The organism is Kangiella profundi, from assembly GCF_002838765.1.
Taxonomy (GTDB): Bacteria; Pseudomonadota; Gammaproteobacteria; order Enterobacterales; family Kangiellaceae; genus Kangiella; species Kangiella profundi.
The window spans coordinates 2,345,429-2,360,654 of sequence record NZ_CP025120.1 but is presented as its reverse complement, the minus strand read 5'-3'; the positions used below and the strand labels follow the sequence as shown (position 1 = coordinate 2,360,654).

15 protein-coding genes and 1 tRNA gene are annotated in these 15,226 nt (G+C 43.5%); 9 read left to right on the top strand and 7 right to left on the bottom strand.

Features of this window, described 5'->3' with window-relative positions; genetic code table 11:
* From CW740_RS11025 to CW740_RS11015, 3 genes are read right to left on the bottom strand one after another with little or no spacing between them, the layout of a single operon-like run.
* The gene (locus tag CW740_RS11025) at positions 1 to 762 is read right to left on the bottom strand and encodes a Na(+)-translocating NADH-quinone reductase subunit C (protein ID WP_018623908.1); all 762 of its coding nucleotides are present in this window, start codon (positions 760 to 762) and stop codon (positions 1 to 3) included.
* Complete coding sequence (locus tag CW740_RS11020) at positions 755 to 1,960, bottom strand: NADH:ubiquinone reductase (Na(+)-transporting) subunit B (protein WP_106647547.1); 1,206 nt, start codon at positions 1,958 to 1,960, stop codon at positions 755 to 757. Before CW740_RS11020 ends, CW740_RS11025 begins: the two co-directional genes overlap by 8 nt.
* Before the next feature lie 11 nt (positions 1,961 to 1,971).
* Entirely contained in the window at positions 1,972 to 3,318 is a 1,347-nt protein-coding gene (locus CW740_RS11015) for a Na(+)-translocating NADH-quinone reductase subunit A (RefSeq protein ID WP_106647546.1), read from the bottom strand.
* A 417-nt stretch (positions 3,319 to 3,735) separates the two neighbouring features.
* Between CW740_RS11015 and tpiA the strand changes: the two genes are divergently transcribed.
* The 7 genes from tpiA (at position 3,736) to CW740_RS10985 (ending at position 7,877) form a co-directional block, all read left to right on the top strand.
* Positions 3,736 to 4,488 (top strand): triose-phosphate isomerase, encoded by a 753-nt coding sequence (gene tpiA / locus CW740_RS11010; protein ID WP_106647545.1) that lies wholly within the window; start codon positions 3,736 to 3,738, stop codon positions 4,486 to 4,488.
* Between the two features lie 4 nt (positions 4,489 to 4,492).
* Positions 4,493 to 4,954 (top strand): preprotein translocase subunit SecG, encoded by a 462-nt coding sequence (secG, locus tag CW740_RS11005; protein WP_106647544.1) that lies wholly within the window; start codon positions 4,493 to 4,495, stop codon positions 4,952 to 4,954.
* Between the two features lie 16 nt (positions 4,955 to 4,970).
* Positions 4,971 to 5,056: transfer RNA gene (locus CW740_RS11000), tRNA-Leu, on the top strand.
* A gap of 24 nt (positions 5,057 to 5,080) precedes the next feature.
* Entirely contained in the window at positions 5,081 to 5,344 is a 264-nt protein-coding gene (locus CW740_RS12455; protein ID WP_157826417.1) for a hypothetical protein, read from the top strand.
* A 242-nt stretch (positions 5,345 to 5,586) separates the two neighbouring features.
* Positions 5,587 to 6,033 (top strand): cold-shock protein, encoded by a 447-nt coding sequence (locus CW740_RS10995; protein ID WP_106647543.1) that lies wholly within the window; start codon positions 5,587 to 5,589, stop codon positions 6,031 to 6,033.
* Between the two features lie 152 nt (positions 6,034 to 6,185).
* Positions 6,186 to 7,370: a DUF5677 domain-containing protein gene (locus tag CW740_RS10990; RefSeq protein ID WP_106647542.1), complete on the top strand. Its 1,185-nt coding sequence runs from the start codon at positions 6,186 to 6,188 to the stop codon at positions 7,368 to 7,370.
* A gap of 51 nt (positions 7,371 to 7,421) precedes the next feature.
* Positions 7,422 to 7,877: a DUF6998 domain-containing protein gene (locus tag CW740_RS10985; protein WP_106647541.1), complete on the top strand. Its 456-nt coding sequence runs from the start codon at positions 7,422 to 7,424 to the stop codon at positions 7,875 to 7,877.
* 9 nt (positions 7,878 to 7,886) lie between these two features.
* On the opposite strand, the gene CW740_RS10980 is transcribed toward CW740_RS10985, so the two are convergent.
* The 4 genes from CW740_RS10980 to CW740_RS10965 form a co-directional block, all read right to left on the bottom strand.
* Entirely contained in the window at positions 7,887 to 9,785 is a 1,899-nt protein-coding gene (locus CW740_RS10980; RefSeq protein WP_106647540.1) for an aminotransferase class I/II-fold pyridoxal phosphate-dependent enzyme, read from the bottom strand.
* A 70-nt stretch (positions 9,786 to 9,855) separates the two neighbouring features.
* A complete protein-coding gene (locus CW740_RS10975) occupies positions 9,856 to 10,551 on the bottom strand; it encodes a helix-hairpin-helix domain-containing protein (protein WP_106647539.1) in 696 nt (231 codons plus the stop codon).
* 5 nt (positions 10,552 to 10,556) lie between these two features.
* Complete coding sequence (locus CW740_RS10970; RefSeq protein WP_106647538.1) at positions 10,557 to 11,411, bottom strand: hypothetical protein; 855 nt, start codon at positions 11,409 to 11,411, stop codon at positions 10,557 to 10,559.
* Positions 11,412 to 11,424: 13 nt separating this feature from the next.
* Complete coding sequence (locus CW740_RS10965) at positions 11,425 to 12,204, bottom strand: hypothetical protein (RefSeq protein ID WP_106647537.1); 780 nt, start codon at positions 12,202 to 12,204, stop codon at positions 11,425 to 11,427.
* 289 nt (positions 12,205 to 12,493) lie between these two features.
* Between CW740_RS10965 and CW740_RS10960 the strand changes: the two genes are divergently transcribed.
* A complete protein-coding gene (locus CW740_RS10960; protein ID WP_227523858.1) occupies positions 12,494 to 14,089 on the top strand; it encodes a BamA/TamA family outer membrane protein in 1,596 nt (531 codons plus the stop codon).
* 434 nt (positions 14,090 to 14,523) lie between these two features.
* On the top strand, positions 14,524 to 15,174 hold the full coding sequence (locus tag CW740_RS10955; RefSeq protein WP_106647535.1) for a winged helix-turn-helix domain-containing protein: 651 nt from the start codon (positions 14,524 to 14,526) through the stop codon (positions 15,172 to 15,174).
* Positions 15,175 to 15,226: the final 52 nt, after the last annotated feature.

Genomic DNA, 15,226 nt, shown 5'->3' with positions numbered 1-15,226 from the left:
TTACAATTCCCCCGCTCTTACTTTAGCCAGGTAAGGTCCGAATGCATCGTCGCTTAACCAGTAACGTAAAGAGTTCTCTACGCCATTACTGGTCAAGGTAGCACCAGACAGGCCGTCTACCTGATGTTCGTTTTTGGCTTCGCCTTTAACGATTTGAATCACAGGCTCGCCCTGCTCGTTGAGCACTTCTTTACCAGGCCAGATTGCACGCCATTTTGGGTTTTCAATTTCGCCACCAAGACCGGCAGTTTCCGCCTGATCGTAATACTTCAAGCCAACAACGGTTGTCGTATCGGTATCAAGGGCCAGGAAGCCATACATGGTTGACCAAAGACCATAGCCATGGAAAGGAAGGATGATGGTATCCAATTGACCGTCTTTCTTTACCAGATAAACATTAGCCAATTTAGAACGCGTTCTGATACCAGCAATATCATCTTCAATACGAACATTCATGCTTGGATCTTTAGCAGCTTTACGTTGCTCGAAACCTTGAGGAGCTTCTACATACTCACCAGTTGATAAGTCAACAACGCGAGTTTCAACTTGCTTGAAGGTTTCTTCGATTTGCTTTTTGGTCGCTTGCGCCTGACCATCGATCAAACCGGCAGCAATAAGGATGTTGAGCTTACGGTCAAGCTCCTTATTGGTTTCCTGTAAAGGCTTTAATTTAATCGCAGCAACAGAAACAACAACTGAACACACCAAGCTCAGAATGACTGCCACTACAATGGTTTTCATTGGACTTTCTTTCTTAGACATGACGACGAGCCCTCCGCTTGATGTTGCCTTGAACGACGAAGTGGTCAATCAATGGTGCAAACAGGTTAGCGAATAGAATCGCAAGCATCATACCCTCTGGGAATGCAGGGTTGACCACACGAATCAATACCACCATGACACCGATTAATGCACCGAAATACCACTTACCTTTATTGGTCAATGACGCTGATACAGGGTCGGTAGCCATAAAGAACATACCAAAGGCAAAACCACCCGTGACTAAGTGCCAGTACCAAGGCATAGCAAACATAGGATTGCTTTCGCTGCCCATTGAATTAAGGATAAGTGTCATACCGATCATGCCGAACAATACACCCAGCACGATGCGCCATGAAGCGATACGGGCATAGATGATGAACAGACCACCAATAATGATCATCAGCGTTGATACTTCACCTATTGAGCCAGGGATACGGCCCATGAAAGCGTCCCACCAGCTCTGAGTAATACCATAGTCAGTAATAGCACCCTGAGCGGCAGCGGCCAACGGAGTTGCGCTGGTGAAACCGTCAACAGCAGCCCAAACTTCAGCACCTGAAATTTCGCTTGGATAAGCGAAGAACAGGAAAGCACGACCTGCCAAGGCAGGGTTCATAAAGTTCTTACCAGTACCACCGAAAATTTCTTTAGCCACTACCACACCGAAGGATATACCGAGAGCAACTTGCCATAGCGGAATTTCTGCAGGCAGGATCAATGCGAAAAGAATCGAAGTGACGAAGAATCCTTCGTTGATCTCATGACCGCGAACGCTGGCAAATAATACTTCCCAGAAGCCACCGACGATAAAGGTAACTGCATAGATAGGGATAAAGAAACAGGCACCATAGAACATCAGTCCAAGCACACCGGTTTCAGGCGTAATAGCACCGCCGAAGAACTGGAAGAAGTCTACTTGCCAAGCGTCAGGTAGTGTTAAACCTGAAGCCAGACCAAGCTGTGCTTGATAACCAACGTTCCACATGCCCCAGAACATGGCTGGGAAAGTAGCAAACCAAACCATGATCATGATGCGTTTCAGGTCAATGTTGTCGCGAACGTGTGTGCCACCTTTGGCAACGTGACCTGGTGTATAGAAAATGGTAGCTGCAGCTTCGTACAAGGCATACCACTTTTCCCACTTGCCGCCTTTCTCAAAATGCGGCTCGATTTTTTCAATAAAGTTTTTTAAACCCATGGTAGCCTCTCTTATCCTTCTTTCTCAATCTTAGTCAGATTTTCGCGAAGAATGGAGCCATACTCGTATTTGCCAGGGCAAACATAAGTACACAAGGCCAAATCTTCCTCGTCCAGCTCCAGACAACCCAGTTCCTGTGCCAGTACAGTGTCATTAGTCACGATAGCGCGTAACAGCTGAGTTGGCAGGATATCCAAAGGCATGACACGCTCATAGTTACCGATAGGCATAATCGAACGCTCAGAACCACCTGTAGTAGTCGTCATGTTGAAGCGCTTGTTACGGAACACATGACCAAAGAAGGCACGAGTCACTGAGAACTTGTCAGAACCAGGCATCGCCCAGCCGAAGAACTCTTTATCACGACCTTCGCGGATGACAGTGACCTGATTGTGGTAACGGCCAAGATAGGCGCGAGCATCAATAGCGTTAAAGCCACTCAACACCGAACCTGAAATATGACGGTTATCAGCATCGTTTTCTTCATCAGCTAACAACTCGTCCAGGCTGGCACCGATACGGGTGCGGATCAGGCGAGGATTCTTAATCATGGTACCGCCAAGCGCGATAACACGATCGGTATGAAGCTCACCATCAATAAATAGCTTAGCCAGAGCAATCACATCCTGATAGCCAATGTACCAAACAGGACGGCTCATAGATGCCGGGTATAAGAAATGAATGTGAGTACCCACTAAGCCTGCAGGATGTGGGCCAGAGAACTCTTCATACTTAACCTTGGCATTGCTGCTCTTGGTAAGAGATGAATTAGGGCGAGTCGCCACAAAAACCTTGTCACCGGATAGCTGAGCAAGAATATCCAAACCAAAGTTAAAGGCTTCATTCTGCTCGCTGATAATGACTTCAGGGTCAGCCGCTAGCGGATTAGTATCCATGGCTGAAACGAAAATGGCCTGAGTCTCACTATCGATTGCAGGAACTTTTGAATAGGGGCGTTTACGAAGAGCAGTCCACATGCCTGACTCAACCATTTGCTCGACAATCGCTTCGCGACTCAAGCCAGATAGCTGTTCAGGACTAAACTTATTAAAGCTAACCGCTTCTTCTTGCTCGGCAACTTCAACCACTACTGACAACAGCTTACGTTTATTACCACGGTTAATGGCTTTAATCGTACCAGCTGCTGGAGCAGTGTATTTTACTCCGGGGGTTTTCTTATCTTCGAAGATTAGTTGGCCTTTCTTAACTACATCACCTTCCTGCACATGCATGGTCGGCTTCATACCAACATAGTCTTCGCCTAATATGGCGACGGTTTTTACCGTAGCACCAGCTGAGATCGTTTGCTCTGGTTGCCCTTCAATTGGCAGGTCCAGGCCTTTCTTAATCTTAATCATAGGTCGCTACTTTTATTACCTGATGGTTGTCACTTCACTATGGATTCTGCAAAACCGACCCATAACAAAAAGACCTGGTCTGTAGCTAGCTACAACCAGTCATATCTTGTTGTTATTACGGGTTTTCAGGTGCCATAGTTCCAAATTAAGGTCAAAATTTAGCCAATCGACCTTAAACGGCGCGTATTATACTTGGATCAATAGCTCAAAATCCATGCTTTTTCTGGGGAAATCGGCCCAGAAAAGCCAAAAACTGCTGATCAGAGTCAACAGAGCTTGTTTTAATCTCAGCCCTCGGTTAATATTTGCGCCCTTTTGTTAAAAGGGGCGATTGCCGCTGGGCGTTTGATGTCAAAATCGCTGGCAAAACAGGTAATCGGCACAGGTTTTAAGCGGTTATAAAGAGGAGTCATCCAAGTGCGCACTAAGCTGATCGCAGGCAACTGGAAAATGCACGGCAGTAAGTCATTCATCGAAACATTAATGAACGGCATGACTGGGCAGTTGAATGCGGCAATGAAAAGCGACGTATTGGTTTGTCCTCCCACTATTTATATCCCCTTAGTTAAGAACCTGATTGGCGACAAAGCCATTGCTGTTGGCGGACAAGATTTAAGCGAACAGGAACAGGGCGCCTACACCGGTGAAATCAGTGGTGATATGCTGAAAGACAACGGATGCCAATACGTTATTGTTGGCCACTCGGAGCGCCGCAGCTTATATTGCGAAACCGATATTTTGGTGGCACACAAGACCGGCAAGGCTATCGAGTGTGGTTTAACACCGATTCTTTGCGTTGGGGAAACCCTTGAACAAAGAGAAAAAGGCACCACTATGCAAGTAGTAGAGCAGCAGTTAGATGCTGTGATCGATACCCTCGGTATTGATGCATTTGCTAATATAGTAGTGGCCTATGAACCCGTATGGGCAATCGGAACCGGCGTAACAGCATCGCCAGACCAGGCTCAGGAAGTTCATTCAGCGATTCGTGCGCATTTACGTAATAAGAGTGCTCAAGTCGCTGAATCAATTAAGATACTTTATGGCGGCAGCATGAAAGCTGCGAATGCCGAAGAATTGTTGGCCCAGCCCGATATCGATGGTGGATTGATTGGCGGGGCTTCTTTAAAAGCAGACGAGTTTATCGCGATTTGCAACATAGCAGGATAATACGATGCAATTATTTTTAATGATTAGTTTGTTAATTGTTGCCTTACTTCTAGTTGGCATTATTTTGATCCAACAAGGTAAGGGAGCAGAAATTGGCGCTTCATTTGGCGCTGGCGCTTCTAACACATTATTTGGTGCGCCTGGTGCGGGTAACTTTTTAACCAAAAGTACCACAATACTGGCCATTATCTTCTTCGCACTGGCATTGACCATTCATGCCATTGGCCAGGAAGAAGCTGCCGAGTCAGGATTACTGGATGACCCAGAAGCGACTCAGGTAGAAGAAGTTACAGCACAGCCAGCTGAAATCCCAACAGAAGCTCAAGCAGAAATTCCTTCTGAGATTCCAACTGAAACTCAAGAAGACATCAGCACAGAAATTCCAACAGCTGAAGAAGAGTCAATTTCTGAGACGATTCCAGAAGCGACTGAAGAAGAAACTAAAAAAGACGATCAAGATCAGTAATTGATCGTCCCTCTATGCTCAGGTGGTGGAATTGGTAGACACGCTATCTTGAGGGGGTAGTGGCCGTAGGCCGTGCGGGTTCAAGTCCCGCTCTGAGCACCAAATTCAAAAAAGACCCTTCTATTCATGAGACCCAACGAAAAACGAACACTAAAAACTCGAATACTGGGTCTCATAGTATTCATATTATTACTCGGTCTGATCTACCTTCCTTTCTATCTGATTATTTACGGTTTTGCGCTAGGTATTGACTGGCTGATAACCGATATCAACTTCTCCAGCACAATTACGCACACAGTTATCGCCATCAGCGCCCTGATAGCCATGATATCGAGCCTAAGCGGAAAAGATGCCAGCTCTTTTATCAGCAGACTATTCGGCAAGTGGTAATCAAACAACCACCCCCCCAATATTCGCTTCAAAGACAGCACAGCGAACACATAATAATCAACGCTTCCCCCAACTTATTGATTTTGCTACTATCGATTAATGCAAAAATACAGTGATGTCTTGTTTCATATGGAATTAACCGGAAAAGCAGACATTAAAAATAAACAATCTTAAATAAGGGGTTCCGGAGTTGTCCGGTAATATAATGCTAGGCTAAAGTATCGCTTGTTCTAGGAGATTAAATGAAGGGAAAAGTTAAATGGTTCTCCAATGAGAAAGGATTCGGATTCATCACCGGTGATGATGGCGTCGATAGGTTTGTGGGAGTACGCAAAGTAGTAGGATCTGAGCTTCCCAAAATCGGTAATGTTGTAGAGTTTGATCACAAAGATGCTAAGAAGGGTCCCCAAGCCATCAATGTCAAAATTCTGGAGAGCACGTCTTCAACTCGTGCCGACGATGAACAGGTAACCTGTCCATCCTGTTCAAAAAGAATGATACCTCGAATTATTACTGGCCCTCCGTTAGTGCATGGTAAGGGAAGTTGGACGCCGGTACCCAAGCGCTCAATCTGCCCATTCTGCAGCCAGACCTATAAAGAGTTTCCGGCTTCAAGCGGAGAGGTAGTTGGTGCCATTATCTTTGGTATTATAGCATTGGGGTTTATTACATTTTTCTTTAGCAGCTGAAAATAAGCCTAACAAATCATTCAACTCGGACACCAGCAAAGCCGCACCGGGTAATACAAACGTTAGGCATACAAATAGTACGATTGGTAACTATGAAAATTGACCTAAACTCAAATCCCTTATCTTTGGTAAGAAGTCTTCCTACAAGGAGTATGCACACCGATAAAATTAAGGTCAGGGACGATATTGAGCACGATGATATTTTTCTCGATAAATACAACAAGTACCTTAAAGGCAAGCTTAAATCTTACGCAACAAGATTGTCTCTAAGCAATGTGAAGCCGGGATTCTATCAACCTAGCCGGAATGGATTAATTCACAAATGTGATGAATATATCAAGGAGAATGTCGAGTATCTTAAAGGTCTAATTCGAATGGGTCACAGACCAGCTCTTTTTGTCTATGAAAACATATGCAAGAAGGACGAGCAGTTATTTTTATGCCCCGACGATGTTAGCTCTTACCATGCTTATAAAGAATTGAACATAACCAAACCCCCGGTAATCATTCTCGGCTGCAAAAAGAATTTAGAAGAATCCTGCTATGTAATCAGAGCTATGAAATGCACATATAATGATAGGACTGAGCATTTTGAAAGCTTCATAGGTATTGAGCATAAGTTACAACCATCATTGCTGGGTGTAGAAAAGCCACCTTACTCAGATTGCTTTAGCATTCTCTTAGAATCTGTTCGAGAGACGAAGAACAGAGTCAAGGAATTTCATAAGGGTGGCGCAGTAAAGCTACATTATCACCATACTCTCTATTCTATTTTGAAGCGGGCGGAAGAATCACTTGAGTCTATGAGCTTGTTGCTTGATAAAGGCTTATATGTCAACGCTGGCGCTGTGGTGAGGTCTCTTTATGAGCTGGCGCTGACATTTTATATTGATTGGTTAGGCCCTGAACAAATATATAGATACCTTCAAATAGCAAGTGTAACCAAGCTGAACGAGTGGGAGAAGTATTGTGATGAAACACTTAAGGAGCAGGTAAAAGACGGATTATCCAGAAGTGATGCTCAGTTGCTTAAAGATGCAAAGATGAGAAGCTATTTATTGGCAACAAAAGTTTCAGAAAAAGCCAGACTCTTCCCTTTTGGAGAAGAGCATCATCAGGATGTATATTCGTTTTTATCGAAAATTGCTCACCATGATTTCAGTATGACAGCAAGGTACACTCATACGTTGGAGCATGGAGATGAATCTGTGTTTAACGAGGATATATTAAATACGACAATTTACTGCGCTGATTTTTTTGTGGCTGCAATCATTACTAGAATTAATGATGATGTGGGATATAGCGGGGAAAAATATATTGAATCTAGAGAGGGATAGTAAAATGCTGCTGCAGGACAAATTTTCCACCACGTGCGGCGTTAATCGATAATGATAGATCACGATAAATTTCAAAGCTTAGTTATGCAATTGTATTCGACTGTAAATGAGCTGGAGGCGATGTTTCCGGGGCGGCATTTCACGCCAGATGGTCATCTAGTCGGTAGTTTAGGAGAGTGTCTTGTTGCTGATGCTTATGGTTTAAAGCTTAAAACAGCATCCAATAAAGGATATGACGCAATAACCCCCAATGGACTGAGAGTTGAAATTAAAGCAACTCAATCAAACTCAGTTTCTTTTCGTAGTGAGCCTCAGCATACAATTATTATTAAAATAATGAGGGATGGAACATTTGAAGAAATTTACAACGGCCCAGGAAGCGTTGTTTGGCAGCAATTTAAAGGCAAACGACTGCCTAGTAATGGCCAGTATCAAATCTCGCTCAACAAACTTCGGCGGTTGAACGAAAAAGTCTCTCAAGCAGACCGCGTGTCTAGAGTCATTTAATGTCTACCGCTACTCCTTGATAACATAAATCTCACCATCAAAGCTTCCTTGAATAGTTAAGTTCTGATTGGTCAGTGCTGCCAGATAATCCAATTGTTGGCGTCTAATAATTTGGCCGGGAACCAGTAAAGGTATGCCTGGTGGATAAGGGGTGACTAATCCTGCGCAAATTCGATTTTCGGTGTCAGAAATTGGGATGCACTCACGCGCGCCAAAGAAGGCTTCGTTGGGCAGGCAGGCCAGTTCAATGGGTGGCAGGTTGTCCGGTATTTTGGAACGGCGACTTGAAGTAGTGAGTTTGACACGGCCACTGTCGAGTTTTTTCAGTGCGTTATAAAGGCGAATGATTTTGGAGCGTGTGCCGCCCAGTGTTAACAACACGAGAATGGTACTGTGGGTGTATTTTTCTATTTCGAGCCCGACTTCGTCCAGCAAGTATTTGTGAATGTCTTTGTGTGAGTAAGGGAGCTCGCTGATATCGATCAGGATCTTCAGTGGGTCATGCCCCATGTTGTCTGACTCAAAGTGTGGGAAAATATGTTTGAAGTCTTCGCCATCGAGCACTTTTATTTTATTTAAAGTGGCCATCTGTTGTTTGAATTCTGCAACGTGGTTGAGTAGCGAATTTAAGATCTTATAACCTTCCATCTCCAGCTGTTTATGGCACACATCAAGCGAAGCTATCAGCTGATACTTGGGCGAGGTGCTGGCGTAGATGCTGAAAATCTCGCGGAAGAAATCTTCATCAAACTCTGGATCATTGATGTGGATATAGGATGCCTGCGAGAAAGCCGATACAACCTTGTGAGCAGAGTGAGTGACGTAGTCAGCGCCTGCGTTAATCGCAGAGTAATAACGAAACTGCGGATGAAACAGCGAGTAGGCAAACCAGGCCTCATCGATAAACACTTTAATGTTATGGGCGTGGGCTAACTCAACCACCTGCTTTAAATCACTTAACAGTCCATCGTAGGTGCAGCCGGTCAACACCAGTAGTTTAGCATCGGGATTTTGTTTAATAGCCTTTTTCATATCTGCCAGCGACGGCGGTGCAAAAATACCATACTTTGGATTGAGAATACTGGACAGGTAAATCGGCATACTGCCTGATTGCAAAATACCGTAATGAACTGACTTGTGGCAGTTACGATCAATGATGACCTTGTCGCCTTTGCGCAGCAGGGTCTGCAGAATGATTTTGTTTGAGGTAGACGAACCATTGGTGACGAAATAGGTGCGCTTTACTTCAAAGGTAGTTGCTGCGGCCTGTTGGGCACGACCGATATAATTGGTACTGTCGGATAGCGAGCCCAGGGAGTCTACTGAAACGGACAGATCGCCGACAAAAACATTACGACCATAAAACTGATAAAAATCGCGGATGTAGGGTGAGTTTCGGAAACTGGCACCGCCACTGTGCCCCGGGGTATGCCAAGAGTCGTTGGATTCGGCAACATAGCGCTTGTATGCGGTCCAGAAAGGCGTTTCACAGCGATCGTCAAAATCATTGATGATATAGCCAAGGATTGACTCGGGATCGGATAGTACATCATCCTTAAAGAAGAAGGATTCGATATCTTCTGATTCATTGACGATATCCAGTCCCTTGCTGTCGTCTCCTAATACATATACTGGTAACTCAAGGCGAATAGACTTTAACTCGCCGATAAACTGGGCATAGCGGTTAGCAATACTATTCTCACGGATCTGCCAGCTTAGAATAACGGCCTGGATATCCCCATCGTCATGAATATGTTCAAGGCCTTTTGCAAGCGTGTCGCACTCAATGACCTCCAGGGTTACATCGGTACGCTCAAAGTTATCAATGGTTTTTGACAGGTTATGAGTTAATTCAGAGAGAATAGGTTTGTCGTCTTCAATAAGAAGAATTTTCAGTAAAGGGAGCACTATAAGTTCCAGCGGTTTTATGTCTTGCGATTAGCATACATAAAAGCGGGACTAGAAAGCAAAGCAGGAGTTATTGTTCCAGCAATTTTTTAAAGGTAGTCACCTTGATTAGGCTTGGAGATAGGCAAAGCTCGAGTTGCTGGACCCATTCAAAAATAACTTCAAGATTGTTCCAGCTGTAGTAGTCGTAGTCTGCATCATTTAGTTTTGGGAAGTTATCCAGAAATTGGCTCAAGGTTTGTTGGAGTAGTTCTTCAGGCACAAATACATTGGGATCAGAAATGCTCAGTCGCGCAGATGCCTGTAGATTGCGTAAAATCGTAATAGGGATACCTGTAACTTGAGACAATTGTTGAGGTTTGGCTTCTGATAATTCAGCAAGAGTTTTGATCCCTGACTTAGTCAGAGCCTGTTGGAGTTTGTTATTGGCTAATTTAAGGTAACGAACAGCAAGTTGAGACAAGTAGTTGTAAGCATTGATGCTGGGTACTCCAGTTTGCTTGAATTGCTCAAGAGATTTACGATTCTTATCAGATTTTGCGTCATAGATGACTTCTAATTGCCAGCCGTCCTTTGCTAATGGATATCGCCTGGTATCGAGGTTAAGGTTTTGAGCATTGGTGGAATCAGGATGCTGTCCCATGCGCACCTTGATGGATGAAATCTCCACCATCGGCGCGTCATAAAATGTGCTGGTGCTGGCTAAAGCAGAGGTCAATTCCCCATGTAACATATGCACCATATCTTCCAGATCAACGCTAGGCATAATGCTTACCTGATTGACTTAAAGTTGAGTTCGATTTCACTATAGATATTGGCAGTGGTTGTCGAAGCCTGGGGATCACGATTATTAGCAGGCTTGATGGCAACCTTTATATCCTTAGCTAAGGTAGGCTTTAAAATTGTAGCCTTTAAATTAGGATTGGAAACTAAGCGACTGCGCGTATCGAAAGTTTGCTTATCAATGATGGACTTACGAAGTGAGTCTTTCAATTTGATGCGCTTATCAAGCACCGCTTTTTTGGCTTTAGGTTTCGGCTTAGGTTTGGCAGCGTTGCCGTTTGAAGGAGTAGGGTCTTCTTCTGTTTCTTCGCGTTCTACTGAAGTATTGAACGTAAACTTGGCATTAATTTTTCCGCTGTCGACAATGATATTGGAAAACCCATGTTCGATAGCATTGATCATGGCTTGGCGCTTTTGCTGAGCAAAAGGTCTTGCCGCAGCACGGTAGATAGCCAATACGTCATTGTTAGTAAATTTATTCTTTTTGGCAGATTCACTGTCACTTAGATCTAGCCCCAATTGCTCAAGGATAGCCGGTGATTCCGAGCTATTACCCTTTTTGACTTTGTAAGGAGCCCCTTCGAAAATGGCGTGAATATTTTTATCATTGTCCGCTGGAAAATAACTGCTTAGCATACGATCAATCTGATCCAGAAAGAGGTCATCCTGCAGTAAATTATCCACGAACAATTCTTCTGGTTGGTTGACCAGTTCTTTAATTTCTAGCAGTTTTTCTTCTTGCTCCGCTTGTGAAGTGACAACTGCATCGAACACTTCGGAAATGAGCTTCGCCACAAACTCGGCGAAGCCCATATCAGCGGGCGTCAAAATTTCTTCTGACATGATGATCTCCCGCTTAGTCTTGATCTAGTGGTAGGTAATCAGTTTTAAAGTTCAGGTGTACACGACCATAGATTTGCACGCTGCTGCTAGAGCGATCGATATCAGTCTTGGTAGCTGTTGAAACTTTAACACTGTTGTAAGACGTTGAAGCAGAAGCTTTAACCCAGCCTGATAACAGACCACCGGTTTTTGCCTTTGCTCTGAAGTTAAAGTCTTTACGGTTGTAATCGGTAGAACGATTTTGCAGGTAAGATGAACCGTAGGTGTTAAAGGTCAGACGCGTTTCGATTTCACCTTGCTCAATAACCAGACGCAATAAACCTTGCTTAACCATTTCTTTAAGAAGAGTATATTTATCAGCGGCAAGACGATTGGCAACAGCATCCAGAATTTTCTGGAATTTAGCATCATCAAGTGAACCATGAGTGACAACTTTATTATCGGAGTCGATTCCGGCATCTTTGACTTCGACGGCTTTATTCAGATCGGCTGCCTGCGTCTGTGTTAGAGAGCCGCCAGGTTTTACGACAGGATTACCATCATTATCAGCGCCTACAACTTTTGAAAGGAACTGTAATAGCATATTTCCATCAATGTCATCCTTGGTGTCATTGATAAATGCCTGCAGGGATTTGCCGGTTTCTTTTAACAGTTCAACGTAAGCTTCAGTTTGACGTAAGTTCGATGCAATTAATGAATCAAATACATCGCTTACCAGTTTTGTGGTGAATTCGGGAAAACCGATTTCGGGTAGGTGGGTAGCCAGTTCAACGGCTTCATTGCTTCCAGACATAACTTTCTCCTTGTCTTTGGTTTTGGTTAGTAAAACTGATTACAGAAAGCCACTTGCTCATCATGAGACCTGTGTCCTTTCTGTATTTGAGTAACCATTTAAAATTCCCTTTGTCAGTGATGCTAGTTAATGGCTTATACTTTGTCAACAGTCATAGATAGTCAGATTTGCATTGCTAACACTATGAAAAGATTCTAAAAATTCTATACATGACAACTGAGCATAGTCGTTCTATTATGAAAACAGCGACAGGTTAGTTTGTGATAGTAAATTAAGAAAAGGACCTATATTGAAGGCTTGTAAAGCAATTATAGCGATAGCAAATCTGATGGTGTTGGCAGCCATGCTGACGATTACTGCCACCATTGGGCAGGCTGAAGAGCAAGTCAAAATTGAAAAAATTCAGATTACAGTCAATCCTATTTTTAGTGAGGAAGAAAGAACCGGATGGCTGTATGAAACCGCAGATAAACTGCACATTGATACCTACCCCTATGTCATCAGCCGATTGTTACCTTTCAAGGAAGGTGATTCTGTTAGTCTTCGCAGCATAGATGAGGCGGAGAGGATCTTAAGATCTAAATCATTCTTAAGAGATGCTAGAGTGACCTGGAAACAGTCAGCAAGTGATAACGGCATAATCGTTATAGTTAACACCTGGGAAAACTGGACCCTGGTGCCCAAGGTCGATGTCAGTCGCAAAGGCGGTGTTACCGAATATTCATATGGTATAGAAGACGACAATTTACTGGGGCACGGACTGCGAGCTACCATGCTCTACTTCAAGGAGCAGCAACGTAGTGGCTATTCACTCGTTTTGTCTTCTCAGGTTTCTACTGAAAATCACCTCCAAGCCTCTCTGGTGTTGTCTGATACCTCAGATGGTGAGCAGTATTCTGTGGGCTTAAGCAAACCTTTTTATACTTTGGATGACGAATGGGGGGCTGAGCTTTACGTAAATACTGAGCGTCGAGAGGACACCATATACAGTAATGATGAAGAGGTTAATGTCTTTGGTCATGAGATTGACCATTTTGAATGGTCTTATGGGATATCTGAAGGGCTAATTAATAATCGAACTATTCGCTATGAGTTTGGTTATACACAACGAAAAGATACTTTCATGGAGTCGCCATTAACCATAGGGCTTCCACAAGAACGTGACTTCAGTTACCCCTGGTTCGGGATGGAGTACATTGAAGATAACTTTATCAAAACTCGGAACCTGTATCTGATTGGCCGGGTTGAGGATGTTCAACTGGGCTGGCGGCATAATGTCAGATTGGGTGTTAATACCAGCAATTCTGAATACCAGAAAGCACTGCATTGGTTTTGGTATTCACGTTATACCAATCAAATTAACGAGGAACATCTTTATACCACCTGGCTGTCTGGCGAGGGCGTTGAGCCTGAAAATGGACTGCTCCCTACTTACTACTATTCGTTGGGATATGAATATTTCCATCACGCTTCGGATACTCGAATCTGGTATGGCAAAGTGCAGTTTTGGGGGGCAGAGAATCCTTTCATTGATAGACCCATATCAATAGGTGGAGAGTCTGGCTTAAGAGGCTATCCGTTACAGTATCAGCATGGCGACCAAGCTTATCTTCTCAATCTGGAGAAGCGATATTACCCCGGGATTAATCTGTTCAAACTGGTTGATGTTGGGTTTGCGGCTTTTACCGACATTGGCAGGGCAAGAGGAGATACTTTGTATCCTAATCAGGAGGAGGGAACTTTGGTGTCAGTAGGGCTGGGTATCCGATTATTCTTCTCACGATCAAGTGGCCGCAATTTGGTGAACATCAATTTTGCCAAACCAGTTAATTCTGATTTTCTTAATGAGTGGGATTTTAGTATCACCGCTACCACTAGTTTTTAGTTTTACTCCCCAATCACTGCAAAAGTTTCTGCAAAATCTATTGAGATGTGTGTCTGCAAACATAATTTGTCATACATTCTTCGCGCTTTCCCAAAAATGGTACAGTTATTTGAGCAGCGAAATGTTCGGTTACATTTACTAACAACGGTATCGCTCTTTTTCGTGTCTGATAAGTAGAAACAAGTTAATTGTTTAGACACTGAAAAGGAGTAAGGATATGAACACTAAAACCCATAAAACGCACGAATTTGATGTACAGGATTATGTACTGGATGCTTGCTGGGCAATCATTGCGGTTTTACTGGTGGGGATGATTATTTTCAGTATAATTTAACTTAGACTGGTAACTTTTGATGACTTTTGTGGTCAAAGGATTCGAAGTCCGCTATTAAAGCCCTTAATATTTTAGCCCGTCGAGAGACAAGGAACTGGCTATGCCTCACACTGAGCGATGCTTTAATCTTGTTGACTGGCAGGTTGACCCTGCCCTCAACAGGCTTACCATCGACAACCAATCTTATGATCTTGAACCAAGAGTAATGCAGGTTTTGGTTTGCCTGTATGAACATGCCGAAGAGCTGGTTTCAAAAGACGATTTACTTGGCGAGGTGTGGCATGGCGTATCTATTACTGATGATGCTATTTATTGCAGCATCTCAAAATTGCGTAAAACATTTCGACAGGTCGAAGAGCACCGAAGTCCTCAACTGAAAACTATCACACGCCAGGGCTATATGTTATGTCTTGAACCTGCCTATTGTATCTTGCAGGGAGATAATGAGTTCAGACATAAATCTAACGGCCATTTTAAATATGGGCGGCGCCATGATGACAGGATAGCGACTTCAGAAAACGGCACAAATGGTCATTCGTATCCTACCTCGGACAACTCCAAGCTTTTGAAAAAAGCTAAACGAATGGTTAGCCCTGCAGAACTGAAAACCATCAATTTGCGTATATTTGTTGATAAGCAGAAAGCTGGTGATTATCAAGACACAGTAAATAAGCATAAAAAGCTTAAACTTGTGTTGTTAATACTATTGTCTGTTCTGTTGGTGCAGTCCATTATTATCGTTTTTTCGTAACACCTGCATTATTTTTGCACCATTTGTCTTAAGAAAGTCTGACGAATAGCTG